At 55.0% G+C, this 26142-nt stretch carries 24 protein-coding genes; 15 read left to right on the top strand and 9 right to left on the bottom strand.

Translation table 11 applies throughout. The annotated features are described in order from the left end of the window. The first annotated feature begins 11 nt into the window (after positions 1–11). The 8 genes from BM320_RS13830 (at position 12) to BM320_RS13795 (ending at position 6867) form a co-directional block, all read left to right on the top strand. On the top strand, positions 12–2063 hold the full coding sequence (locus BM320_RS13830; RefSeq protein WP_090201245.1) for a putative bifunctional diguanylate cyclase/phosphodiesterase: 2052 nt from the start codon (positions 12–14) through the stop codon (positions 2061–2063). Between the two features lie 56 nt (positions 2064–2119). Further along, positions 2120–2731, top strand: coding sequence for a ribonuclease D (locus BM320_RS13825; protein WP_090201243.1), 612 nt, complete (start codon positions 2120–2122; stop codon positions 2729–2731). Further along, positions 2731–3699, top strand: coding sequence for a KpsF/GutQ family sugar-phosphate isomerase (locus BM320_RS13820; protein ID WP_090201242.1), 969 nt, complete (start codon positions 2731–2733; stop codon positions 3697–3699). The genes BM320_RS13825 and BM320_RS13820 overlap by 1 nt, the downstream gene beginning before the upstream one ends. Position 3700: 1 nt before the next feature. Next, entirely contained in the window at positions 3701–4300 is a 600-nt protein-coding gene (locus tag BM320_RS13815; protein WP_090201240.1) for a hypothetical protein, read from the top strand. 26 nt (positions 4301–4326) lie between these two features. Then, positions 4327–4812 carry a lipopolysaccharide transport periplasmic protein LptA gene (gene lptA / locus BM320_RS13810; RefSeq protein ID WP_242651060.1) on the top strand — a complete coding sequence of 162 codons (486 nt, stop codon included), beginning with the start codon at positions 4327–4329 and terminating at the stop codon, positions 4810–4812. After that, the gene (gene lptB / locus BM320_RS13805) at positions 4812–5561 is read left to right on the top strand and encodes an LPS export ABC transporter ATP-binding protein (RefSeq protein WP_090201239.1); all 750 of its coding nucleotides are present in this window, start codon (positions 4812–4814) and stop codon (positions 5559–5561) included. Before lptA ends, lptB begins: the two co-directional genes overlap by 1 nt. Before the next feature lie 234 nt (positions 5562–5795). Next, positions 5796–6371, top strand: a complete 576-nt coding sequence (gene hpf / locus BM320_RS13800; protein WP_090201237.1) for a ribosome hibernation-promoting factor, HPF/YfiA family — start codon at positions 5796–5798, stop codon at positions 6369–6371. Positions 6372–6402: 31 nt separating this feature from the next. Further along, the gene (locus BM320_RS13795) at positions 6403–6867 is read left to right on the top strand and encodes a PTS sugar transporter subunit IIA (RefSeq protein WP_090201235.1); all 465 of its coding nucleotides are present in this window, start codon (positions 6403–6405) and stop codon (positions 6865–6867) included. Here BM320_RS13795 and BM320_RS13790 read toward each other — a convergent pair. The 7 genes from BM320_RS13790 to cysQ form a co-directional block, all read right to left on the bottom strand. Then, positions 6864–8297, bottom strand: a complete 1434-nt coding sequence (locus BM320_RS13790; protein WP_090201233.1) for a nodulation protein NodH — start codon at positions 8295–8297, stop codon at positions 6864–6866. The genes BM320_RS13795 and BM320_RS13790 overlap by 4 nt on opposite strands. Then, the gene (locus BM320_RS13785) at positions 8294–9994 is read right to left on the bottom strand and encodes a DUF5927 domain-containing protein (protein ID WP_090201231.1); all 1701 of its coding nucleotides are present in this window, start codon (positions 9992–9994) and stop codon (positions 8294–8296) included. Before BM320_RS13785 ends, BM320_RS13790 begins: the two co-directional genes overlap by 4 nt. Further along, a complete protein-coding gene (locus tag BM320_RS13780; RefSeq protein WP_090201571.1) occupies positions 9991–10947 on the bottom strand; it encodes a glycosyltransferase family 2 protein in 957 nt (318 codons plus the stop codon). The genes BM320_RS13785 and BM320_RS13780 overlap by 4 nt, the downstream gene beginning before the upstream one ends. Before the next feature lie 64 nt (positions 10948–11011). Continuing rightward, positions 11012–11977, bottom strand: coding sequence for a glycosyltransferase family 2 protein (locus BM320_RS13775; RefSeq protein ID WP_242651059.1), 966 nt, complete (start codon positions 11975–11977; stop codon positions 11012–11014). Positions 11978–12053: 76 nt separating this feature from the next. Next, entirely contained in the window at positions 12054–12935 is an 882-nt protein-coding gene (gene galU / locus BM320_RS13770) for a UTP--glucose-1-phosphate uridylyltransferase GalU (protein WP_090201227.1), read from the bottom strand. 87 nt (positions 12936–13022) lie between these two features. Then, the gene (locus BM320_RS13765; protein WP_090201225.1) at positions 13023–13823 is read right to left on the bottom strand and encodes a 3-deoxy-manno-octulosonate cytidylyltransferase; all 801 of its coding nucleotides are present in this window, start codon (positions 13821–13823) and stop codon (positions 13023–13025) included. Continuing rightward, positions 13823–14620: a 3'(2'),5'-bisphosphate nucleotidase CysQ gene (gene cysQ / locus BM320_RS13760; RefSeq protein WP_090201223.1), complete on the bottom strand. Its 798-nt coding sequence runs from the start codon at positions 14618–14620 to the stop codon at positions 13823–13825. Before cysQ ends, BM320_RS13765 begins: the two co-directional genes overlap by 1 nt. Before the next feature lie 116 nt (positions 14621–14736). Here cysQ and BM320_RS13755 point away from each other — a divergent pair, with 116 nt between their 5' ends. From BM320_RS13755 to radC, 4 genes are all read left to right on the top strand, one after another. Continuing rightward, complete coding sequence (locus tag BM320_RS13755; protein WP_242651058.1) at positions 14737–15561, top strand: ABC transporter permease; 825 nt, start codon at positions 14737–14739, stop codon at positions 15559–15561. Between the two features lie 212 nt (positions 15562–15773). Then, positions 15774–17678, top strand: a complete 1905-nt coding sequence (gene dnaK / locus BM320_RS13750) for a molecular chaperone DnaK (RefSeq protein ID WP_090201221.1) — start codon at positions 15774–15776, stop codon at positions 17676–17678. A 74-nt stretch (positions 17679–17752) separates the two neighbouring features. Beyond that, positions 17753–18901: a molecular chaperone DnaJ gene (dnaJ, locus tag BM320_RS13745; protein WP_090201219.1), complete on the top strand. Its 1149-nt coding sequence runs from the start codon at positions 17753–17755 to the stop codon at positions 18899–18901. A 71-nt stretch (positions 18902–18972) separates the two neighbouring features. Continuing rightward, positions 18973–19731 carry a RadC family protein gene (gene radC / locus BM320_RS13740; RefSeq protein ID WP_090201217.1) on the top strand — a complete coding sequence of 253 codons (759 nt, stop codon included), beginning with the start codon at positions 18973–18975 and terminating at the stop codon, positions 19729–19731. Here radC and BM320_RS13735 read toward each other — a convergent pair. Both BM320_RS13735 and secA read right to left on the bottom strand, forming a co-directional pair. Further along, positions 19728–20714, bottom strand: coding sequence for a hypothetical protein (locus BM320_RS13735; RefSeq protein WP_090201215.1), 987 nt, complete (start codon positions 20712–20714; stop codon positions 19728–19730). The two genes, radC and BM320_RS13735, sit on opposite strands and share 4 nt — an antisense overlap. Positions 20715–20783: 69 nt before the next feature. Continuing rightward, positions 20784–23462 carry a preprotein translocase subunit SecA gene (secA, locus tag BM320_RS13730; RefSeq protein WP_090201213.1) on the bottom strand — a complete coding sequence of 893 codons (2679 nt, stop codon included), beginning with the start codon at positions 23460–23462 and terminating at the stop codon, positions 20784–20786. Positions 23463–23646: 184 nt separating this feature from the next. On the opposite strand from secA, the gene BM320_RS13725 reads away from it, so the two are divergent. The 3 genes from BM320_RS13725 to BM320_RS13715 are packed head-to-tail and all read left to right on the top strand — an operon-like array spanning position 23647 to position 26106. Further along, positions 23647–24492, top strand: coding sequence for a peptidylprolyl isomerase (locus BM320_RS13725; RefSeq protein ID WP_090201212.1), 846 nt, complete (start codon positions 23647–23649; stop codon positions 24490–24492). Between the two features lie 4 nt (positions 24493–24496). After that, complete coding sequence (argJ, locus tag BM320_RS13720) at positions 24497–25711, top strand: bifunctional glutamate N-acetyltransferase/amino-acid acetyltransferase ArgJ (protein ID WP_090201569.1); 1215 nt, start codon at positions 24497–24499, stop codon at positions 25709–25711. Then, the gene (locus tag BM320_RS13715) at positions 25708–26106 is read left to right on the top strand and encodes a (deoxy)nucleoside triphosphate pyrophosphohydrolase (protein ID WP_090201210.1); all 399 of its coding nucleotides are present in this window, start codon (positions 25708–25710) and stop codon (positions 26104–26106) included. Before argJ ends, BM320_RS13715 begins: the two co-directional genes overlap by 4 nt. Positions 26107–26142 lie beyond the last annotated feature (36 nt).

Here is a 26142-nt window from a genome sequence, read left to right as displayed (position 1 = left end):
GGATTCGGTTGATGCAATTTGTACGGAAATACGCTTACCGCGCGCTAAAATTACTCACCCTGCGCCGCCCAGAACGGCTCTGGGTGCATTCGTGTGTTGCGTTGCTGATCATCTTGGGGCTGCTTGGCGCAACAAATTATATCAACCGGAACATAATTGAACGGCAGTTGATCGCGGAAACGGGTATCAAGAACACCCAAGCCCAGATCACCTATGCACAAGAAATCCTGTTGATCGCTGAACGCATGACATCGGGCAGCATTACATCGGCAGGCCCGATTAAAAAAGCAGTTGCGCAATTTGAACGCACCTATGCGATGACCGTTTCAAGCACATCTTGGACCGACGCACAAAACGCCCATTATTTTGGCCCAACCGACCCTTTGCATACACAGGTGATTGCCTATGCCGGTCTTGCGTCGCGGCTTGGCGCGGCATCGCCCGTGCAATATGCAGGGCTCACCAGACAATTGAACGATCTTTACGCAACGCGCGGGCTGGGAAACGGGTTGCATGCCGCAGCTGCGCTTATGGAACGCGAAGCCCGTGCTGACGCGGTACGCCTGTCAGACTGGCAACGCAATGTGTTGTTCGTTTCGGCCTTCGCGCTCTTGGCGGAGGCAATTTTTATTTTCGTTCCGACGCATCTTGCCGTGCAGTCGACCATCCGAAAACTGCACCACCAAACCAAGACTTTGCGCGATTCGCAGGGCGAATTGCGCGCAATGAACCGCAAACTTGAACAGATCGCACACCAAGACCCGCTGACAGGGCTGCCAAACCGCACACAGCTCGCGACGTACCTGCGGCGCATGAACCGGCGCGAAAAAAGCATTGGACTGGTCGTGCTTTATGTCGGGCTTGATAATTTTAAGGCAGTGAACAATTCCGCTGGCCATGATTTCGGGGACGGATTGTTGATTGCCGTCGGTCAGGCACTGCAAAACTGTGTCGATGACGATAATATCGTTGCCCGTGTCGGCGGTGACGAATTTGTCATTGTCAGCCATGAACCCGCGCAGGTGATGATCGAACGGATACGCGCGTCACTTGCCGACCCGTTTGAGATAAAAAGCAGGCGCATCCCGATTTATGCCAGCATTGGCTATCTCACTCTGACCACAAATACCCAAGACCCGATCAACATCATCGCGGATGCGTCGATCGCCGTGCAAACGGCCAAACATCTAGGCGAAAACAAAACGTTGCAGTTCCAAAGATCACTGCGCGATGACGTTGAAAACATGCGTACCCTGCAAGCAGAGCTGGCAGATGCGATCCGAAAAGGCGACATCGAACCATGGTTTCAGCCCCAGATCCGGCTTTGCGACGGGCAGCTTCATGGCGCCGAAGTGCTTGCACGTTGGCGGCATCCGACACGCGGATTGCTAACGCCTGATCGCTTTATTCCGGCCGCAGAACGTGCCGGGCTTGTCGTTGACATGGATCACAGCATTTGGCGTGCCGCCATGGCGCATGCCGTTCTTTGGCAACGAGAGGACCTGTGGCGCCCGTGCATATCGCTAAACGCTGCACCGGACACGATTTCAGATCCGCATTTGATTGAACGCCTTTTACTTGAAATGCAGCGATCAGGGCTGCAAGTTGACCAGATAATAATCGAAGTCCTTGAAACGACGCTCATTAATGGGGCCGATGACATGGCTGCGATCAACATTGACGGCCTTTCCGAATGTGGCATCAGTCTTGAACTTGATGACTTTGGCACCGGTTATGCGTCCTTGGCCAAGCTGACGCAATTGCCGCTCGACGGGATCAAACTGGACCGCTCGCTGGTTGCGCCACTACCGGAAGCGCGCGCCGATAGCATTGTGCGGGCGATCCTTGCGCTCGCGTCAGAACTCGGACTACAGGTTATCGCAGAAGGCATCGAAGAAAGCATTCAGGCGCAGCACCTTAACGAGCGCGGCTGCGCAATTGGTCAGGGCTATGGCTATGCCAAACCCATGCCCGCCGAGGAATTCCGTGTCTGGCTGAAAGCCCACGCAAAAGTGCCGCTGTTTCTTGCGCCGCCCGTCGTCCAGATCAGCGCATCACCTTGAGAAAGCACACGCCACTCTCTATCTTATTGATAACTTTCGCGAAAGGAATCGCACAGTTGGCAAATTATCTGTACCAAAATGACCTGCCGGATGGGTGCGACCTTGGGGGTGTCGTTGCAATTGACTGTGAAACGATGGGGTTAAACCCGCGGCGTGACCGGCTTTGCCTTGTGCAGATGTCAAATGGCGACGGCGACTGTCACATGGTACAAATCGCACATGGACAAACCGCAGCCCCGAACCTGTCCGCTATACTGGCGGATGCGCAGGTCCTGAAGCTATTTCACTTCGGGCGCTTTGATATCGCCGCACTTTTTCACAGGTTTGGCACCCTTGCTGCACCGGTCTATTGCACCAAAATCGCGTCAAAACTCGTGCGTACCTATACCGATAGGCACGGGTTGCGGGTTCTTTTGCAAGAGATGGTGGGCGTTGATATTTCCAAATTCCAACAGCAAAGCGATTGGGGATGTGCCGAACTTAGCGAAGCGCAGCTAAACTATGCCGCATCGGATGTTTTGCATCTGCATCAGCTAAAATCGGCACTTGACGCGCGGCTTGCGCGGGAGGGCCGGACAGAAATTGCGCAGGCATGTTTTGATTTTCTGCCATCGCGCGCACAGCTTGACCTTGCAGGTTGGGCCGAAACAGATATTTTCGCGCACTGATGGAAAACGCTGAAAAATTTATTGCAACCGGCCGCCGCGTCATTGCCAAAGAGGCAAAGGGCCTGACAGCCTTGGCCGACGGGCTGGGCGATGGTTTTGCCGAGGCGGTTGCGCTTTTGCTAACGGTTCGCGGCCGCGTGATTGTTTCGGGCATGGGCAAATCAGGCCATATCGCACGCAAGATCGCCGCGACATTTGCCAGCACAGGCACGCCCGCACATTTTGTGCACCCCGCAGAGGCAAGCCACGGCGATTTAGGCATGATGACCGACGGTGACGTTGTGTTGGTGCTTTCGAATTCCGGCGAAACTCCTGAATTGGCGGATCTGGTGACCTTTACCCGCCGTTTTGGCATCCCGATGATCGGCATCGCGAGTCGCGCCGAAAGCACATTGATGCAACAATCCGATGTGCAAATCCTTTTGCCGCAAGTCGAAGAGGCGTGCGGGTCAGGCGTTGTTCCGACCACTTCCACAACAATGACGCTTGCGGTGGGCGACGCATTGGCCGTTGCGCTGATGGAACATCGCAAATTCACGCCTGAAAACTTTCGTGAATTCCACCCGGGCGGCAAGTTGGGCGCGCAGCTGGCCCGCGTTGCGGATTTGATGCATGTGGGCGAAACGGTGCCTACGGTTAGCGTCGAAACACCGATGACAGACACATTGCTGACAATCAGCCAAAAGGGGTTTGGCGTGGTTGCCGTTCTTGACGTCGATCAAATGCTTGTCGGGATCGTGACGGACGGGGATTTAAGGCGGCACATGGACGGGTTGCTTGACCATGTCGCCGGTGATGTCATGACCAAAAGCCCCAAGACCGTTTCAACCGGTGCACTAGCAGCCGAAGCGCTTGCCTTGATGAACGAACGCAAAATTACCTGCCTGTTTACCGCAGACCCTGAATCCCCGCGCAAACTGGCTGGAATCTTGCACATCCACGACTGTTTGCGCGCCGGTGTCGTCTAAGATGGGTGGCCGCGACAATGTTTACTCGCAAATCGTCAGCCTCGCAAAAATTATCCTGCCGATTGGTGCTGTTGGCCTGCTTTCGACCCTGTTCCTGTTTGCGCGCGCACCTGGTGAGCCGACACAAATCGACCTGACAGAGGTCGCCGAAATTGCCCGTGAACAGCGGCTGTCAGCGCCACGTTTTTCAGGGGTCACCGACGACGGCGTCATTCTGAACATTTCAGCACGCGCTGCCCGCCCCAGCCCGACCAATCCGTCAGTTGTCATCACCGAAGAAATGCGCCTGCAGATGGATAATCCCGACGGCAGCAATATCCGCGTTGCCACCACCAGCGGCGAACTGGACGGCCCTGAAAGAACCGCGCGGTTTCTCGGGCTTGCGCGGCTCGAGACCTCGACAGGCTACTTGATGGAAACCAATGAAATTACTGCGGTGCTCGATACCGGTGTGATCACATCAAACGGATACCTTGAAATCCGTGCGCCCTATGGTGAATTGTCAGCGGGTAAGGTGACAATCCAGATGGCGGATGGCGGCACCGTTCAACAGATACTATTCACCAATGGCGTCAAACTGATATACACGCCCCAAGATTGAAACGCATAGCATAGGAATTCAGCCAAGTGATCAGAAACCTCGCAATACTGGCGGCCTTCCTTTTGTCATTTGGCACCGCTGCGGTTGCCCAAACCAACATTGATCTGGGCGGGATGACCGTTGATACAACCGCCGCCATCGAAGTCACGGCCGACAGCCTATCTGTTGACCAGCAAACAGGCACTGCCGTGTTCACCGGCAACGTGATCATTGGCCAAGGCGATTTGCGCCTGTCTGCCAACATGGTCGAGGTTGTCTATGGCAGCGAAAACAGTGAAATCATCAGGTTGAACGCAACGGGTGGCGTGACATTTGTTACCGCCGCCGAAGCCGCAGAGGCGCAAAGCGCCGAATATGACATCACAACCGGTTTGTTGACGCTTTCCGGTGACGTTTTGTTAACCCAAGGAGCGAGCGCCATTTCCGCGCAAAATATGGTCGTGAACGTCACAACCGGATCCGCCCGGATGGAAGGGCGCGTGCGCACGGTTCTGCAACAAGGCGGCAACTGATGGATGGCGCGACCATTGACGCAGACGCGGGTCTGAAAATCACCAATCTGCGCAAGAGCTATCGCAAACGCCCCGTCATCCGCGATGTTTCAATTGATCTGGGGCGGGGCGAGGTCGTGGCCCTGCTCGGTCCGAACGGCTCGGGGAAAACCACATGTTTTTATGCGATTGCCGGATTGGTAACGCCCGAAGGCGGCAAGGTCATCATTGACGGGCGCGATGTCACGCTGCTTCCGATGTACCGTCGGGCACAGCTTGGCATCGGCTATCTGCCCCAAGAGATGTCAATTTTCCGCGGCATGAATGTTGAAGACAATATCATGTCGGTTCTCGAAATTGCGCAAAAAGACCGTCACAAGCGGCGCGAACGGCTTGAGGAATTGCTTTCGGAATTTTCAATCGAACACTTGCGCCGCGCATCGGCGCTTGCGCTTTCGGGTGGCGAAAGGCGTCGGGTTGAAATCGCGCGCTGCCTTGCTGCTGGCCCGAAATATGTGCTGCTCGACGAACCCTTTGCAGGGGTTGACCCGATTGCTGTTGGCGAAATCCGGCATTTGGTTGCGGATCTAAAAAACCGCGGGATCGGCGTTCTGATCACGGATCACAATGTGCAAGAAACCCTGCAAATTGTTGACCGCGCCTATATTTTGCATGACGGCACCGTGTTGATGAACGGCACCACAGCCGAGGTAGTCGCAGATGAAAACGTCCGGCGTGTTTATCTGGGTGACAGCTTTCGGGTTGACTGATTCTTTGAACAGTTTGATCGCTGCGATATTGACAAGCACCTCAATTCGTCGCCAACTGTAGGAGATGACTAACCCGATTTCTTCTCTCATGATGTTTCTGGTACCTGCGGCGGGGTCAGGGAATAATCGTAATGAAATTGGGGTGTTATCGTTTTCCACCGACTAGATACGCGTTAACCACACCTCTAGATTCGAGGTGTATTGCGTGTCTGTAACCATAAGATAGGAGAAACGATGCGGTATCAGATCAGCGGTAAGCAAATCGACATTGGCGAAGCACTGCAAACACATGTGAAAACAGAGCTAGGCGAGATTCTCGCAAAATATGCCGGGCGTCCAACGGATGCCTATGTCGTCTTCTCCAAGTCCGGGCACGAATACGTCTGCGAATCCGTTGTTCATCTTTCGACCGGATTGACAGCCCAAGCTACTGGAAAGGCTTCTGAAATTTACGCCGCCTTTGATAGCAGCGGCGAAAAAATGGACAAACAGCTGCGGCGTTACAAACGCCGGCTAAAGGACCACCACGCGGGTCGTTCACAGCCTGTTGAACTTTCCGATGCCGGGTCCTATATCCTCGAACCAATTGATGACTCAGACGAGGCCGCGCAAGACACAGTTAACGCCATGATCGTGGCCGAGATGGAAACGAAAATCCCGTCGCTTTCGGTTGGCGAGGCAGTGATGCAAATGGAAATCGCAAGCGCCCCGGTGCTGGTGTTCCGTAACGAGAAACACAATGGAATTAACGTCGTCTATCGACGCGACGACGGAAATATTGGCTGGATTGACCCAAAAGCACTGGGTTAAACCCCGGCAAATTTGGTGAAAGAAACGGCTGATGCAAGTTGCAAATATTCTCAAGCTGGACGCGGTGAAAGTCATCGCGTCTTGCACCAGCAAAAAGCGGCTGTTTCACGATCTGGGTGAACTGGCGCATACTTGCTACGGGCTGAATGCAACCGAAGTTATTGATGCATTGATCGAACGCGAGGGGCTTGGCCCCACCGGTGTCGGACATGGCATTGCCCTGCCGCATGCGCGGATTCCCGGCGCGACCAAGGTGCAGGGGATATTCTTGCGCCTTGAAAAACCGCTGAATTTTGACTCGGTTGATCGCCAGCCTGTTGATCTCGTATTTTGCCTGATCGCGCCCGAAAGCGCGGGCGTCGATCATCTCAAGGCGCTTGCGCTTGTCTCGCGCACGCTACGTGACGAAGCCATTTGCGCAAAACTGCGCGCAAATAGCGACGCGGCAACCCTGCATACGATCCTGACCGCGGAACAATCGTCGCAGGCGGCCTAGGCCCAATTTCCAAATCCGAACGCAGCATAGTCACGCGCATAGGCGGCGCGCGCGGCCTCTTCTATGATCGGGTCGTACACCGCCCTTAACCGGTTGGTGTGCGGATGTTCCGTGTCGCCGATCGCTGGCGGCATTTCGATGCCGACCTGCGCTGCAAGACACCCCAATTCATCAGCAAGCCTGTCTTCGCGGAAGATCATGTCAGGCAATGAAACCGCGGCTATACCTTGCAAAATCGCCAGTTGGCTTGCCCAGGCTGGATCCACGCGAATGGCCGTTTGCCCTGACAGATTTTGCCGCAAAAATTGCAAGAACCCCAAGAACGCTGCGCGATGTTGTGTGTTATCGTAACTGGTCAGATCAGTCAGGTCCGCTGCGTCTTCCGGGATCGGCAACTTGTGAATCCGGCGCAAATTCGCGCGGATACCGGGAAAACTGTCGGGCCCATCGCCCAAGATACAATCGCAAAATGCGGCATGGGCGCGCGCGACCGGATGCCTTAGCACAGTGAAACTGCGGTGCCCGGTATGGTCGTTTTGCCAGTCACGCAATGTTTTTTGCGTAAACTTGCGCCGCAGGTCACGCGGGCGCACCGCTTCTATATCCGCGAGCCAGCGACGCACTGCCCAATCCGGACCCGACCGCAGCGGCATAAACAAAAGCCGCGCGCCGTCTGCCGCAACATATGTCGGCACAACCGCACCGCGCCGCGGTTCCAGATTTGGGGTGCGCGAAAGATCGAACCTGTCCATCTGCCCAAGCGCGAGCTGCATGTCATCATAATTTGCGACCCGCTGCCAAAGCGGTTCGGGATTTTGTTTTTTCAGCTTTTTGTCCAACGCGTCCAATCGGGCCTCGATGCCCAGAAATGCCGCCAAACCGTTCAGAATTTCAACATCGCGCAGGTCGTCATAATGGATGTGAAACGCGGTTTGCCCGCTGGTTTGCAAGCTGCGTTGAACCTCAATTTGAAACGCCTGAATCCGCCCGATCTGTTCTTCGAATTCCTCTGCATCAAAGGTAATTTTCACCGATTTTGCATTGGTCGCGTTGGTCAATTTCCATTGACCCGTCTCGCGCGCGGATTTCCAGCTGACATAGCTGTCTACCTGATTGCGCGTCAAAATGATCTTTGCGCACAGCGGGTCATCCATACAAATCGCAAGCGCCCGCGGGTCATGATTGTGGAAAAACCGGAACCCGCAAAGCCCGTCATCCGCGCCGATTTTTGCAACAAGCGCTGCCGGATCGGCGTCGCGCTCTTCTTGTGTCATCCCCAGCAAGCTATCAAACTTGGGATAGCCGATAAACGCGGGGTTAAAGGCCTCACCGTGGCAGGTCACCCCTTCCAATGCGTTCAAATTCGCCTCAAGAAAGTTCGAGCCGGTCCGCATTTCAGCCAACACGATAAAGCTGTTAAACTTGGTCATTTATGCCCAACCACATATGAACGCGGTTCGGAGTTGACCGCTGCGTTGCGGTGCATTTCTGCTGAAAGATCACCGGTTAAAAAGGGGTGCATCCCCTGGTTTTTCAGTTCTTGCAAGTATGCAGGCAAGCCGCCCAGATCGGCCATTTCGGGCAGATCAGACAGCGCGCGCGCTTTATGGCCCGCGATCTGGTCGACCAGAACCTGCAGGGTGTCGCGCGGATTATCCAGAAAATCCGCCAAGGTGCTGATGCGAATCCGCGCATGTGCTTGGGGTGCGTTCAGGGCTTTTAGGAACTTGTTTTCGCACCGCTGAAGATGCGCGGCTTCGGCGCGTGTTTCGGCTGCCGTACGCCCCGACAAAAACAGGGGAATCGACCATGCGCCGGAAATCACCCAGACGCGCGCGTTGGTATCATGCGCCAGCATCCAATGGATTGACGGCGTATCTGTCGGCCCGAACATAAAACATTGATACCGGTCGCGCGTGGTCCAAAGCAAATTGGTCAAAAACCCTTGGGCATTATAATCGCGCAGGCGTGCGCAATCTGACAGCGCGCCCCGAAAAACGGTCGACCTATCGGCAAATTGCGCTTTGTCCTTGGCAAATAGATGGCCATGCACCTGGGCATCTGTCTGCTGCGCAAGCCAGTTTTCGAAATGCGGGAACAGGGCATCAAACCCGTGCATCACCGAAAACGGCGCAGCCGAGATGCCGTTTGCCTTTTTGACGTTGGGATAGCGGCTGTGCATATACAGACCGGGCCGTCCGCGCGTGCGGCGCTCGACGGCTTTGCCAAAAATCCGGTCAACGGTGCCGGTGCTGGGCCTAGTCGGACCGTTCGGTGTGGTCGCTTGCGGAAAGCTGTCAAAAAGCACTTGCGCATTCGGCCATATTTTTCGCGCCACAAAGCACCCCGACCGCCTCAGGATTTCGGCATGATCGTCATAGAAAATATGCGGTTTGCCCTGAAAATCAAACTTTGACAGCGTCAACGACCGGCTCTGAATGCGTGTGGCGTGTTTGCGCACAAGCGTCTGGAAATAGCTTTCATCCGGAATCCAGACCCGCTTGAAATACCTGTCATATTTGCGGCGCTTTGGATCGTTTAGGATGGCGGTAAGGGTCTTGCGCGTCAGACACCACCATTGCGACCCCATATGTGGCACAAGGCCTTTGGGTATTTTTCGTTTAACACCTATAGCTTGCTGAAATTTTACATAATTGTCGAACAACCGCCGCCGGCGTTTCCACGAAAATGGAAAGCGAAGCGTGAACCGTTCCCGATCAAGCCCGCCAACCGTCCAGGGAACGTCGGCTGTTGTCGCGCTTTCGATGAAATCTGTCTGGGGGCAACCATCAAGGAAATCCCGCAATTCGGAAATCGGGCGCAACGGCAGGCACGAACCAGAGGCCAGAAAGACCCGATCAACATGTGCAAATTCTCGCAACAATTGGCCGGCAGCATCCTGCGTCGCCGCAACAAGCCCCCACATGCCCCATTCGCAACGGTGCCGCGTGCTGAACCGCACGTCATCCAGATCAGACAGGTTTGCGACAAACCAGTCAAAAGTTGCCGTATCGACATCGCTGTCGACGTGGATCATTACCGGACAGCCCCCCGCCGCCCAGTGGCGCACCATTTGGCCTGCACGTGCGAAATCCGAATGGACCAACATGACAACGCCCAAGCTCATGCCCAGTTCCCCTTTGACATCAGACCAATCGCCTCTAGCTGGCGCCAGTTCAGATATTGTTCGCTCCATTGGCACCAAATCTCTGAACTGTCTTGTTCTGAGGCATAGGTTTTATATTCACGGCCATCGCCATAGTGCTGGGCGCGCGCGGCTTCCTGGCTCACGCGCGGGCCAAAGGTATTCAGAAACTTGGCGTGTAGCAAAACGCCAGATGTTTTTTCCCCGCCGTTTTGCCCGTAAACAAGATTTAGCCCCCGCGGCAAAAGCATATGGGTCGAGCTGACATAGGTGAAATTCCGGTCCCATTTTACAAACGGGATCTTGTTCAGCGCCGGAGCCTGACGCGGCTTTTCCGCAAAGAACACGCGCGCACGCGGCCCGCCTTGAATCCACAAATTGTGATAAAAATTGTTTAATTTCAGCGTATAATTACCCGGATCAAACCAGTTGGCCAGTTTGAACGGGTCGGTTCCGCGCTGGTAGATCGCGTCGCTCACCTGACCTTTGGGGTACATATCCAGCATCATCGTGCCAAACGACCGGACCTCTGACGCCTCTAGCCAGTCTGCCAATGCCCGCAACGGCCTTGTGTCGCAAAACGGGTAGACAAAAAATTCATCAACATCGACGGTTAACGCCCATTGCCCATGCGCATATTTGCCCTGCAGATAGGTTAACCAATCCATCCCGAAGCGTGATTTTCCGTAGGGCGCGTTGGTCTTCCAAAGAGACACATCAGGCTGTTCGGCAACATAGCTATCGCCCCCGTCGTCACTGCCGTTATCGACCAACAAGAAATGGTTCACGCCAAGTTTCCGGTAGTATTCCAGAAAATACGGAAGCCGGATATCTTCGTTACGAAAAGTACAAAACAGCAAGATATCAGTATCGGTAATCTGGCTGGTTCGGTCTTGGGCAGCGGTCAGTTCGCGGCCTTTACGACGCGCGCGCATTTTCCAATATTTCCGCCGCATGCGCAGCCGATATGATGTCCAAATGCCCAATTGGTTTCCTCTTCTAGCGCCAAGCGCCCGGCGCAATCAGCCCAAGTTCAACAAGCTGCTGCCAACCTTTATATGCCATTGAACCATCCGTCCACAAATCAGGGTTTTCAATGAGCTTCTGGTAATAGTCCACATAAAGCACACTATTCTCAAAATGTTGTTTTCGTTCCACTTCCTCGGCTGAACGCGCCGCAATATCGGGCAGGAATTTGGTGTGCAACAGCGCACCCGTCATCACTGTTTTGGCGGGCCAGTCGAACACATGGTTAAGCCTGCGCGGCAACATATGATGTGTCGACGTCACATAGACCTGCCGCCAATGCCATTTGACCAGCGGGGTTTTGTTCAATGTCGGCGCGCGGTCGGGATCCGCCCGAAAAAACATACGGTCACGCGGGCCGCCCTGAATCCATTGATTGCCAAACACCGGATGCAACCGGTGCCGGTATCCCGCGCCATCAAACCAGCCAAGCGCCGCGATAGGGTCTTGCCCCTTAGCATAGGACGCATTGGTTAACGGCCCCTTAGGGTACATATCCAGCAACAGCGCGCCAAGAGCCGACTGGCCGTTTTTGTCCAGATGGGCTGTCAACGCGTGCAAATCACGGCTGTCGCAGTGCGGATAGACCAGCAATTCATCGGCATCGACGGTCAGGCACCAATGGTCCGGCCCATACTGCCATTGCAACCAGCCCAACCAGTCCATGCCAAAGCGCGACAATTTATAGCTATGCGCCGTGGTCCAAAGCGATACATCAGGCTGCGCTGCCAGAAATTCAACGCTGCCGTCCGTGCTGCCGTTATCCACGATCAGAAAATGCGCGACCCCCAATTTCCGGTAGTAGTCCAAGAAATACGGCAGCCGCAGCATCTCGTTGCGCAGGGTTGTAAACGCGAGGATCGCTGTTGGCGTGATGGATTGCGTGCGATCGACATGCGGGACAATCTGCCTACGGTTGCGCCAGATTCGCAGCAGCAACCGTTGCCGTTTCCAACGTAACCGCAACGCCAACCGAACGTCCGAAATCCTTGCGCGCAATCTGTCCCCTTGCTGCCTATGCTGGCAATTTCAAATCCTTGAGGAATGCCGCCAGTTCACCGCGCAATTCCGGACGGTTAAGCGCAAATGATACTGTCGCCTGCAAGAACCCCGCCTTTGATCCGCAATCGAACCGCTCACCCTCGAACTTAAAGCCAAAGATGTCGCGTCCGGTGGTCAATTCATAGGCAATCGCATCCGTCAGCTGGATTTCGCCGCCCGCGCCGCGTTCGATCTTGTCAAAGTTCTGCATGATCCGCGGCGTCAGAATATAGCGTCCAATCACAGCAAGATTGGACGGCGCTGTGCCGGGTGCCGGTTTTTCAACCATGCCTTTCACCTCAACGACCGGTCCTTGATCGCTGACCACATCCAAAATCCCGTAGGATGATGTTTTATCCGGCGCGACCTCCATCGCGGCGACCATCGCGCCGCCCGTGTCTTGGTAGGCTTCGATCATTTGTTTCAAACAGGGTTTTTCCGCTGCAATGACATCGTCCGGCAGGATAACCGCAAAAGGTTCATCACCGATTAATTTGCGCGCGCAAGAAACCGCATGGCCCAAGCCCAGCGCCTTGTGCTGGCGGATATAGGCGATTGCGCCGCTATCCATGTTGGTGGCTTGCAAGGTTTCAAGAAGCTCTGTCTTGCCGGCCTTGCGCAATGCCGATGCCAATTCCGGTGAATGATCGAAATAATCCTCGAGCGCGGATTTCCCGCGTGAGGTGACAAAGATAAAATCCTCAATTCCGGCGGCACGGGCTTCGTCGATCGCGTATTGGATCAACGGACGATCCACCAAGGTCATGATTTCTTTTGGGACGGATTTGGTTGCCGGCAAAAACCGTGTTCCCAGCCCTGCGACCGGAAAAATTGCTTTGGTTACTCTTCTTTTCATATCCGTGCCTTCTGATTACTTGACCCCAGCGTAGTGCCGAAGCCCCCTCACCTAAAGGGGCATCACCAGTGTTTTTCGCCGCGGCAGCTAACTATCGCCCATTTCTTGTAACATTGCCTCAATAAGTGGCACATCTTGCGGATTATTTAGCTCCCAGAACTGTCGGCCTTTGCCATCGACCTCGACGCATAGCACAGGCGTGCCACGTTCCAGAAACCGCAGTTGTTCCAGCCCTTCAAGCTGCTCTAGTGGGCCCGTCGCCCATGTTGGGTAGGACGCCAAGGCATCGGGGCGGTAGGCGTAAACGCCGACATGGTGGTATACGGGCGTTTCATCCGCGTCCGCATAGGTCTTGCCGGTGTAGGGGATCACCTCTTTCGAGAAATAAAGCGCATTGTTGTTGGTTCCAAATACCGCAGTAGTCCCGCCCACACGGCCAGCACGCCGGTCGGCCAGAAACCCGTTCAGCGCGCGCCCTTCGGTGCGCAAGACCGGCGTTGCGACATCAGCCTGCGGATTGGCGCGCAATCCGGCGATCAGGTCTTCGACAAACCACGCGGGCGTCAGCGGTGCGTCACCTTGCAGGTTCACCACAATGTCGTAACCACCGCCAAGGTTCGCAACGGCCTCTGCGCAACGTTCGGTGCCGTTCTGGCAATCGACAGATGTCATCACAACCTCGGCGCCGAAACCGCGCGCGGCATCGGCGATCCGGTCATCATCGGTGGCCACAACCACGCGGTCGACGCCATTAACCTGCATCGCCGCGTCCCAAGACCTGCGGATCAACGTTTTGGCGACACCGTCCGCACCACGCAGCGCGACGAGCGGCTTGCCTGGATAACGGGTCGACGCATAGCGCGCGGGGATCACGATCAGGACAGGCATTATGCTTTCTCCAGCACGACACCGGGTGCAAGCGCGATAAAGAACGGGTTTTCGAAAATCGGTTTGCCGTAGGTCAGCGGCGTATGGTTGTCAAAACGCACGACCTGCCCGCCTGCACCGTTCAGAACGGCATGCCCTGCGGCAGTGTCCCATTCCATCGTGCGGCCAAGACGGGGATAAAAATCCGCCTCGCCAGTAGCGACAAGACAGAATTTCAACGAAGACCCCGCGCTTTTCATCGCTTTGACGCTATATTGATTGATGTAATCATCGGTTGCCTGATCGCGGTGCGATTTTGATGCAACGACCAGTAGCGCATTATTGTCGGGGTGGGACACGGCGATTTCTTCGGTCTCGCCGATATTGTCTTTGGCAAACGGGCCTGTTTCCTCGACTGATTGACCGTCGGCCAGCGTGTAGAACAGCCGCCCTTTGGCGGGCGCATAGACAACGCCGCGCACCGGCACGCCATCGGCGACATAGGCGATATTCACGGTAAATTCGCCACGGCGCTTGATGAATTCCTTGGTGCCGTCTAGCGGATCGACAATCAAGAATGTGCTGACGGTTTGCCCATGTGACGCGGATTGTTCTTCGGTGACAAGCGGCACATCAGGAAAGGCCGCACGCAGGCCCGCACTGATGATCGCATCGGCGGCTTCATCCGCTGCGGTGACAGGGCTTTCGTCGCTTTTGGCGCGCACGTCAAAATCATCGGCGGCATAGATTTCCATAATCTTATCGCCCGCCAACAGCGCCAGTTCCCGCATCACGGTGCTTAGCTTGTCAAAATCCATCTTGGGGGTCCTGTTTTATTGAATAATTAGGGTGTAGCGGTTATGAATGCTTGATCGAAGTTGGGCAAGCCAATCCTCGTGCGGGGTATCCGCAGGCATTCAGCGAAAGCAGCACCATGTTCCAAACCCGCCGCAATGTGTCTACCGTTGGCAGCTTTTTCAGCAATCTCTACCTGATTTACGAGGTCACTGTGCGGTCTGTGCGGGGCGGGCACTCGAATGCCTTGGTCGGGCTGGTTTTGACCATTTTGCAAAGTCTGGTTTTGGTTGCCGTCTTTTTGGTGATGTTTCTGGTCGTCGGCGTGCGCAGCTGCCCTATTCCCGGAGAAGATTTTCTAATCTACATCATGGCCGGTGTGATGCTGTTCAGGACACATATTCAATCGGTAAAGGCAACGCAGGGGGCAAATAGTGCGCTCGCGCCGATGCTGCTTTATGCACCAATGAACCCTATTGTAACAATTTGCGCATCCGCGATTGCAACACTGTATCAGCAGCTATTGGCAATCATGATTGTGCTTTTGATCTATCACTGCGCGTTCACGCCTGTTTACATCGACAAACCGATTGCCGCGCTTGGCATGTTTTTGCTCGCGTGGTTTTCCGGTTGCTGCATCGGGATTGTGTTTCTGGCGATTACGCCATGGTTTCCACGCACAATGGCGATCGTCGCCCAATTGTATCGCCGGATGAATATGATTGCATCGGGCAAGATGTTTCTTGTTAACGCGCTGCCAGCAAGCGTGATTGCATCATTTGACTGGAACCCGCTGTTTCACATTATCGACCAGAACAAAGGTTTTGTCTTTTTGGACTACAACCCGCATTTCACAACAATTTCCTACCCTCTTATTGTATCTTTGGTGTTTCTGGTGTTGGGCATGATGGGGATGTTTTTTACACGGCAACATGTTTCGGCAAGCTGGACCATGGGCAAATAGGGTATTCCCCAAGCTGTCTTAACTTTCTCTCAAGAAAAAGCCTGTTTTTTGCTGTTTTGTCGGTCTTTGACCGCTTGCAGCCCCGAATTCGCATCCCTATATACGCCTAGATCAATTGTTTGGGGGCTTCCCCGGATTATCAGAACGTAACTGGCGCGGGTGCCGAAACGGGTTCGCGCTACTCAAACTGCCTAAGTAAAGGGATTTGAAAAATGGCCAAAGTTATTGGTATCGACCTCGGAACGACCAACTCTTGTATTGCCATCATGGATGGCTCAAAGCCGCGCGTGATTGAAAACGCCGAAGGTGCGCGCACAACGCCATCTATCGTTGCGTTTACTGACGACGAACGTCTTGTCGGTCAGCCTGCAAAACGTCAGGCCGTCACAAACCCAGAAAACACAATCTTTGCTGTAAAGCGTCTGATCGGCCGTCGGTTCGACGACGCGGATCTGGCAAAAGAAAAGAAAAACATGCCGTTTGAGATCGTCAATGGCGGCAACGGCGACGCATGGGTCGAAGCCAAGGGTGAGAAATACTCCCCTAGCCAGATCTCGGCGTTTATTCTTGGCAAAATGAAAGAAACTGCAGAAAGCTACCTTGGCGAAAGCGTCACACAGGCAGTTATCACAGTTCCTGCGTATTTTAACGATGCACAGCGTCAGGCGACAAAAGACGCCGGTAAAATCGCCGGCCTCGAAGTATTGCGCATCATCAACGAGCCGACAGCAGCCGCGCTGGCATATGGCCTTGATAAAGCAGACACACAAACAATCGCGGTCTATGACCTTGGCGGTGGTACATTCGACGTGACCATCCTCGAAATCGACGACGGCCTGTTCGAAGTAAAATCTACCAACGGTGACACGTTCCTTGGTGGTGAAGACTTTGACATGCGCATCGTGAACTACCTCGCGGATGAATTCAAAAAAGAACATTCTGTCGATCTGACCAAAGACAAAATGGCGCTGCAGCGTCTGAAAGAAGCCGCTGAAAAAGCAAAAATCGAACTGTCTTCGTCTTCCAGCACCGAAATCAACCAGCCGTTTATCTCTATGGGTTCAAACGGCCAGCCATTGCACATGGTCATGAAACTGACCCGCGCAAAACTGGAATCACTGGTTCTGGACCTGATCAAGAACTCGATCAAACCATGTAAAGACGCGATCAAGGATGCCGGTCTTTCCGTTGGCGACATCGACGAGGTTGTTCTTGTGGGTGGTATGACCCGCATGCCGCGCGTCAAAGAAGAAGTCGGTAAATTCTTTGGCAAGGAACCACATCAGGGTGTGAACCCCGACGAGGTTGTTGCGATGGGTGCCGCAATTCAGGCCGGCGTTCTGCAAGGCGACGTGAAAGACGTTGTTCTTTTGGACGTGACACCATTGTCACTGGGCATCGAAACATTGGGCGGCGTATTCACACGCCTGATCGACCGCAACACAACGATCCCAACCAAAAAGTCTCAGGTCTTCTCGACTGCCGAAGACAACCAGAACGCCGTGACCCTGCGCGTCTTCCAAGGGGAGCGTGAAATGGCCGCCGACAACAAAATGTTGGGCCAGTTCAACCTTGAAGACATCCCGCCAGCGCCACGCGGATTGCCGCAGATCGAAGTGACCTTTGACATCGACGCCAACGGTATCGTTGAAGTGGGCGCCAAGGACAAAGGCACCGGCAAAGAACAGAAAATCACGATCCAAGCCTCTGGTGGTCTGTCTGATGACGACATCGAAGCAATGGTAAGAGACGCTGAAGAAAACGCCGAGGCTGATAAAGACCGCCGCGAGCTGATCGAAGCGAAAAACCAAGCCGAAAGCCTGATCCATTCAACTGAAAAGTCGATGGAAGAACATGCAGACAAGGTTGATCCGACAACAATCGAAGCCATCGAATTGGCCATTGCCGCGCTCAAGGACGATCTTGAGGATGGTACAGCCGACAAGATCAAATCGGGCATCCAGAACGTCACCGAAGCTGCGATGAAACTGGGCGAAGCGATTTATAAATCCAGCCAGGAAGAGGCCGGAGAAGCAGAGCCTGACGCACCAGCCGCCGACGAAGAAATTCTCGACGCTGACTTCGAAGATCTGGATGACGACAAGCGCGGCAACTAAGCCAACGCTGTCTTTGGAAATAGGACCGGCCCAACACCGGGTCGGTCTTTTCCATTCCCAAGGGGAAAACTATCATGGCAAAACGTGACTATTACGAGGTTCTAGGCGTCGCCAAAGGCGCCGATGCAGCTGCCATCAAAAAGGGCTATCGCCAAAAGGCGAAAGAGCTGCACCCGGACCGCAATGCCGACGATCCTACCGCCGAAGCCAAGTTCAAAGAAGCCAACGAAGCCTATGAAGTCCTGAAAGACGCCGACAAAAAGGCCGCTTATGACCGCTATGGTCATGCAGCCTTTGAAAACGGCATGGGCGGCGGCGGGCAACGTCCTGGCGGCGGGCACGGCGATTTCGGCAGTGCGTTTTCGGATGTGTTCGACGATTTGTTTGGCGATTTCATGGGCGGTGGCCGTGGTGGCGGGGCCCGTCGTGGCGGCGCACAGCGCGGCAATGACCTGCGCTATAACCTGCGCATTAACCTCGAAGACGCCTTTGCAGGCCTCAAAAAGACAATCGCGGTCCCCACGGCTGTCGGCTGTAATGCCTGCAAGGGAACGGGCGCCGAAGGCGGATCAGAACCCCAGACCTGTCCGACATGTGCAGGCATGGGCAAGGTCCGCGCACAGCAAGGTTTCTTTACTGTAGAACGCACCTGTCCGACCTGTTCCGGCATGGGGCAAACGATCAAAAACCCTTGCAAATCCTGCCATGGTCAGGGCCGCGTCGAGAAAGAAAAATCGCTTTCGGTTAATATCCCTGCAGGTGTTGAAACCGGCACCCGCATTCGTCTGGCTGGCGAAGGCGAAGCCGGAATGCGCGGTGGTCCGACAGGCGATCTTTACATCTTTATCGAAGTAAAGGCGCACGCCTTGTTCGAGCGCGAGGCCAACAATCTGTTCTGCCGCGTGCCTGTATCAATGGCGACAGCCGCATTGGGTGGCGAAATCGAAGTGCCAACAATCGACGGTGGCCGCAGCCGCGTAAAAGTGCCCGAAGGGTCGCAATCAGGCCGCCAGATGCGCCTGCGCGGCAAAGGGATGCCCGCGCTGCGTGGGGCCGGTAGCGGCGATATGTTCATTGAACTTGCCGTTGAAACACCCGTCAAACTAACGGCGCGCCAACGCGAAATTCTGAAAGAATTTGACGAGCTGAGCGAAGAAAACAATCCGCAAGGGTCCAGCTTCTTTACTTCGGTCAAAAGCTTTTGGGATTCGATGAAGGGCTAATATTGTGGCCCCGGACGCGATCCGGGGCCATTTTCACGGTTCATTAACCGAAATCGCGCGACAGTGGACGCATGTCCCAACTGTCCGAATCGCGAACCCTCTTTTCTGATATTGATGATGTTGTCGTGCCCGCACGCGCGCGCGCACCATCCTATTTGCGTGATCACCGCAAACGGCTGCGCGACCGTTTTTTGCAAGGCGGCGCAACCGCTGTCCCCGATTATGAATTGCTGGAACTGATCCTGTTTCGCGCAATCCCGCGTCAGGATGTGAAACCGCTTGCCCATCTGTTGATCCAGACCTTCGGCGATTTTAACCGCGTTTTATCGGCGCCGGTGTCGCAACTGACCCAAGTTGACGGGGTCGGCGATGCGGTGGCGACTGAACTGAAAATTGTCGAGGCGGCCGCCCATAGGCTGGCACGGGCCAAGGTCATGCAACGGCATGTCGTGTCTAGCTGGGATGCCTTGCTCGACTATTGTCATACGACCATGGCGCACCGTGAAACAGAACAGTTTCGCATTCTGTTTCTGGACACGAAAAACACCATTATCGCCGATGAAGAACAGGCCAAAGGAACGTTGGACCATGTGCCCGTCTACCCGCGCGAGGTGGTCAAACGTGCGCTGGAACTGAACGCGGCCGCGCTCATTTTGGTGCACAATCATCCTTCGGGGGATCCAACACCATCTGCGGCAGATATCAACATGACCGCCCAGATCGGGCGCGCGGCGGCCACCTTGGGGATCACTTTGCATGACCATCTGATTATCGGGAAATCCTGCGAAACCAGTTTTCGCGCGCAGGGCTTTCTTGATCAGGATCGCTAGCGCATCAACCGCGTATAGGGTGCGATCGCATCTGGCAGCATGACAAATTCACCCACAGAATCGCAAGACGGAACGCTGATCGCGATATCAGTGGGGGACCAGATTTGCCCCAAAACGACCTGGATAAGCTGCACATCAACCGCGCGGCCACAGTTTTCGGGGGTGACCATCAAGCCGATCGGCATATCAACAGACATATCCGGCCGCCCGAACCGCGCCGGAAACGAATAGACTTCGGCTTGCAACGGAATGCCGGTTCGCGCGCTTCCATAGCTTGCAACAAATCCGCGCTGGCCCAGCACGGTAATTTCGCCAGTATGGCTCGATCCTGTCCAAATATGCCCCGTCTGGCCAATACGTGCGCCGGCTTCCAGCACATGGAGCTGCAAATAATCCGCGCCGCGCCACTGCAATATCGTCCGGTCATAATGCGCAACATCGGGCATATAGATCGCTGTACGCCCGTGCTCAACATTGCCAAAACGTACAGAAAACCTCGCGTCCTTGGCCAGTATCGGGGTTCTTACCTCGGCATGGCCGGTCGCATCCGTGCGGCCAGAAAACCGAAGGGTTTCATGAACAACAACAAAATCGGCGTTTTGATGGCACGGCGCGTCAATGGCCAAAACAGCCATTGCGGCTGGAATACCCGACGCGGAAACCACCACTTTGCAAGGGTCGTCAATGACGGGCGCGGCCGAAATAATACCCATTTCGGGAGCGTCAACTTCGCTGTTTGTGTGGACATAAGCGACTGTCTGGACCTGCGATAGATGGTCAACCAGCTGATGGTTGATTGCCGGTACACCAAATATCGCGCTCGTGCGCGTATTTGTCACGACGGTTACGGCGCGGGGCACGGTCGTGGTGACAGGTGCGCGCGTCATGCTTGGCAGGGTTTCCCCAAGCTGGACAAAAAAGCCGATACCAAGCGCCAACGCAACTGTCGTTAAGACCGTCTTAACCGTGATTGTGCGCAACATAAGTGATTCCGCCAGCCCATCCCATTGCCAAAAGCCTAACAGCATCCGGCAACGGGTCTAAGCACTAATTTAGGCGAGCCGACCGTGGCAATGTTTGAACTTTTTCCCCGATCCACAGGGGCAGTCTTCGTTGCGCGATGGGTTGCCCCATGTTGACGGGTCGTTCTCGTCAAAATCTGCAACCGCATTGCGCGCTGCTGCGGCAGCCGCAGCAGCGGCCTGCTGTTGTTGCATGGCTTGTGCGATCATGGCTTCTTGTTCTTCTTTTGACATCGGCCGGATGCGCGAAAGCTGCTTTGTTACATCCACGCGCAGCCCGTCCAAAAGGCTTTCAAACAGTTGAAATCCTTCGGTTTTATATTCGTTCAACGGATCACGCTGTGCGTAACCCCGAAACCCGACAACAGATCGCAAATGGTTCAACGTTAGCAGATGTTCGCGCCATTTTGTATCAATGGTCTGCAACAGGATCTGTTTTTCGACCCGCCGCATTGTGTCTTCACCAAAGCTTTCGGCTTTTTCTGCCATATTCTTGGTGCCTGCGTCTTCAAGGCGTTCAATGATATCACCATCATCAACACCTTCTTCGGCGGCCCAATCGGCAATCGGCAGGTCAAGCCCGAGCGTATCCCGAACAGCAATTGCCAGTCCTTCGGTATCCCATTGGTCTGCATAGCTTTTTGCGGGCATATAGGTCACGACGATGTCTTCGATAACCTGATCACGCATGTCTTTTGTGATCTCGGAAAGATCATCGGCTTCCATGATGTCGCGGCGCTGCGAAAAAATCGCCTTGCGCTGGTCGTTCATCACATCGTCGTATTTCAGCAGCTGTTTGCGAATGTCAAAGTTGCGGGCTTCGACCTTGGCTTGCGCACGCTCCAGCGATTTGTTGACCCATGGGTGCACAATGGCTTCGCCGTCTTTCATGCCGAGGCCAGACAGAACCTTATCCAACCGCTCGGAGCCGAAGATCCGCATCAGATCATCGTCAAGCGAAAGAAAGAACGACGAACGCCCCGGATCGCCCTGACGGCCCGACCGGCCGCGCAACTGGTTATCAATCCGGCGGCTTTCGTGCCGTTCGGTTGCCAGAACAAACAGGCCGCCCGCGTCTTTGACCGCCTGTTCGTCGGCTGCATGTGCTGCCTCCATCTGCGCCCGAATGGCGGCGTGGTCGCCTTCGGGGTTGGCGGCAATGGCTTCCATGATCTTGAATTCGACGTTGCCGCCAAGTTTGATATCGGTCCCGCGGCCCGCCATGTTGGTCGCAATTGTCACCGCATGCAGACGGCCCGCATCGGCAACGATCTGGGCTTCTTGTTCGTGCTGGCGCGCATTAAGAACATTGAATTTGATACCCTCTGCCGCAAGCAATTGCGCAAGGTATTCGGATTTTTCAATCGAGGTCGTCCCGACAAGGATCGGCTGTCCGGTGGCATGTGCCGTCTTGATCTCTTTTACAACGCCTTCGAATTTTTCCTTTGAAGTGCGGTAAACCTGATCATTTTCATCAACCCGTGCGATGGGCCGGTTGGTTGGCACTTCGACAACGCCAAGCCCGTAGATTTCCATGAATTCTTCGGCTTCGGTGGTCGCGGTCCCTGTCATGCCGCCCAGTTTTTCATAAAGACGGAAATAGTTCTGGAAGGTGACCGACGCCAAGGTGACGTTTTCAGGTTTGATCGCAACGCCTTCTTTGGCTTCGATCGCCTGATGTAGACCGTCTGACAGACGGCGGCCTTCCATCATACGGCCGGTAAATTCATCAATCAAAACAACCTGATTATTGCGCACAATATAGTTATCGTCGCGGGTAAACAGCTTGTGCGCTTTCAGGGCCTGATTGACGTGGTGGACCAATGTCGCGCTTTCCGGGTCGTAAAGCGTCTGCCCTTCGGGCAACAGGCCAAGTTCGGCCAGACGGCTTTCAAGAAAATCATTACCCTCATCGGTAAAGGTCGTTTGCTTGGTCTTTTCATCCAGCGTGTAATGTTCGGCCTGAATTTCAGGGATCAGCTTATCAACCGTTGCATACATTTCGCTGCGGTCTTCGGCGGGGCCGGAAATGATCAGCGGTGTGCGCGCCTCATCGATCAGGATACTGTCAACCTCATCCACAATCGCAAAATTATGGGGGCGCTGATACATCTGCGACAATTCAGATTTCATGTTGTCGCGCAGGTAGTCAAAGCCAAGCTCGTTATTCGTCGCATAGGTCACATCACATGCGTAAGCGGACTTTTTTTCTGCGTCCGGCTGGTTAGGGACCACAACACCGGTGGTCAGACCCAAGGCGCTGTAGACCTTGCTCATCCATTCGGCATCGCGTGCAGCCAGATAATCGTTCACGGTGACGATATGCACGCCCTTGCCGGTCAGTGCGTTCAGATAGGCGGGGAATGTCGCGACAAGGGTCTTGCCCTCACCGGTTTTCATTTCGGAAATATTGCCCTGATGCAGGAAAATCCCGCCCATCAGTTGGGTATCAAAGGCCCGCAGACCCAATGCCCGCTTGGCGGCTTCGCGGCAGTTGGCAAATGCTTCGGGCAAAAGTTTGTCCAGACTTTCGCCGCCCATCGCACGTTTAGCGAGCGCTTCTGTCTTGTTCTTGATGTCGTCGTCTGACAGCGCTTCGAACTCGGGCTCAAGCGCATTGATCTGCGCGATCAATGGGCGAATAGCCTTAACTTTGCGGTCGTTGGCAGTACCAAACACCTTTTTGGTAATCGTTCCAATACCCAGCATATTCACTCCGGCGGCGCATCCGCGCCTGTCTGACATCAAATTAAGACGAGGTCGCTTGTAGCCCCGTGATTGGCCACTTACAAAGGGCCAAGAGCCAGCCCCGTCAAGGCATCTTAGGGATGTAAGGGGCCGGATATGCAGTGTCAACGCCACGCGCCCGCGTGGATCATTTAGGGATCGATTTATGCTGAAACATGTTACATTTTTGGGTGCAACCGCACTTTGTTTGACTTTGGCGGGCGCCGCATTTGCCCAAGACGATGTCACAGCCGACACGGTCATCGCCAAGGTCGGCGATACAGAGATCACACTGGGCGAATTGTTGATCGCGCGCACCCAGTTGCCCGAACAATACGCACAATTTCCCGAAGAAATGCTCTTTCAGGGGCTGGTTGACCAGCTGATCCAGCAACAGTTGCTTGCCGATACGGTCACACAGGCCCCCGCGCATGTTGTTTACGCGCTGAAAAACGAAGAGCGCACATTGCTTGCCGGTGAAGCAATCACCGCTGTCGCCGAAGCCGCAGTGACACCCGAATATGTTCAGGCAGCATATGACGAACGGTTTGCGAACGCCGAAGAGCTTCCCGAATTCCATGCAGCCCATCTTTTGGTGGCAACCGAAGAAGAAGCCGCAGCAGCCAAGGCCCGCATCGACGCAGGCGAAGAATTTGCAGATGTGGCACGTGCCGTGTCAACAGGGCCCACTGGTCCCAATGGCGGTGATCTGGGCTGGTTCGGGCTGGGCGCCATGGTCCCCGAGTTCGAAGCCGCAATTACCGCGCTTGAAACCGGCGGTGTATCGGACCCGTTTGAAACCCAATTCGGCTGGCATCTGGCTACATTGCTCGAAGAACGTGTGCAGCCACGCCCAACGCTCGAAGAAATGACACCTCAGCTGACCGGTGAGCTACAAGAAGCCGCAATCACAGCGCATCTCGAAGAGCTGGCCGCTGCGTCAGAAGTCACCGAGCCCGAAGAAGGTCAGTTTGACCCTTCGATCATCGGCCGCTTTGATCTTTTGGATTGATCACATGACCATTTCACCCCTAGCCCCCGCAAAATTTCCGGACCTGCCAGAAATTGCTGGCGTTACCTTTGCTTCGGCTGCCGCCGGCGTCCGCTATGCGGGGCGGACCGATGTTATGATGGCCTGCCTGACCGAAGGCACTGCGATTGCGGGTGTGTTTACACGGTCCGCGACCCGCTCTGCCAACGTGTTGGATTGTCAGGCGAAACTGGGCAGTGACCCAAGCGGCCGTGCTGCCATTATCGTGAATTCCGGCAATTCAAACGCCTTCACCGGTAAACACGGCGATGAAAGCGTTGCCGCAATTTGCGCCGCAGTTGGTGCCACTCTGTCGCTTGATCCATCACGCGTTTTCACCGCCTCGACCGGCGTTATCGGTGAACAACTACCACATGACCGGATCACGGCAAAAATTGCAGAGCTGGCCGCAAACCAAAGCGCTGCTAGCATTGAAAACGCGGCGCGCGCGATCATGACCACGGATACCTTCCCCAAAGGCGCAACCGCGACGATCAATGTCGGCGGGAAACCTGTCAAAATCGCAGGGATCGCCAAGGGGTCCGGAATGATCGCGCCTGATATGGCGACGATGCTGGTCTATATCTTTACCGATGCCAAAATCAGCCAGGCGGATCTGCAAGAAATCATCAGCAGCGAGAATGACAAGACATTCAACTGCATTACCGTGGATAGCGATACTTCGACCTCTGACAGTTTGGTTGCTGCGGCGACAGGCGCATCGGGGGTTGATGTCACCGGCAACAGTGATTTTGTGGATGCGATGCACGCGGTCATGCTTGATCTGGCGCTTCAGGTTGTGCGCGACGGCGAAGGCGCCACAAAATTTGTGACTGTTGACGTGACCGGCGCCGCCGATGCACGCGACGCGCGCAAAGTGGCGATGGCAATTGCGAATTCTCCCTTGGTCAAAACCGCCATCGCAGGCGAAGATGCCAATTGGGGGCGTGTTGTCATGGCTGTTGGCAAATCCGGAGCCGCGGCAGAACGTGATCTTTTATCAATACGGTTTGGTGATATTCTGGTCGCCGAAAATGGGTGGCGCGCACCGGATTATTCCGAAGAAGCCACCAGCGCCTATATGAAAAACCAGGAACTGGCGATCGCTGTTGATCTCGGGCTTGGGGCGGGCGCGTCGACGGTTTGGACATGCGATCTGACCCACGGCTATATCGATATCAACGCGGATTACCGGTCGTGAAAACAATTCTGGTATCGGCCGTTGCGTTGATCGATCGTGACGGGCGCGTGCTTTTGGCGCAGCGCCCCGAAGGCAAATCAATGGCGGGGCTTTGGGAATTTCCGGGCGGCAAAGTTGAACCCGGCGAAACCCCAGAGGCCGCTTTGATCCGCGAGTTGCACGAGGAACTGGGGATCGACACATGGGCGTCATGCCTTGCGCCACTGACATTTGCGAGCCACAGCTACGATAGTTTTCACCTGCTGATGCCGCTGTTCGCCTGCCGTAAATGGGGTGGCGCGCCGCAAGCACGCGAAGGTCAGGTGCTCAAATGGGTGCGCCCCAACGAGATGCGCAATTATCCGATGCCCGCAGCCGACGTGCCCCTGATCCCGATCCTGCGCGACTGGCTGTAGCGCGCAAAGTCTCGTTGAGGATTTGGCAGCGGAAAA

Source organism: Yoonia tamlensis, assembly GCF_900115105.1.
Lineage (GTDB): Bacteria > Pseudomonadota > Alphaproteobacteria > Rhodobacterales > Rhodobacteraceae > Yoonia > Yoonia tamlensis.
The sequence above is the reverse complement of the archived record's forward strand: the minus strand, read 5'-3'. Positions and strand labels throughout refer to the sequence as shown.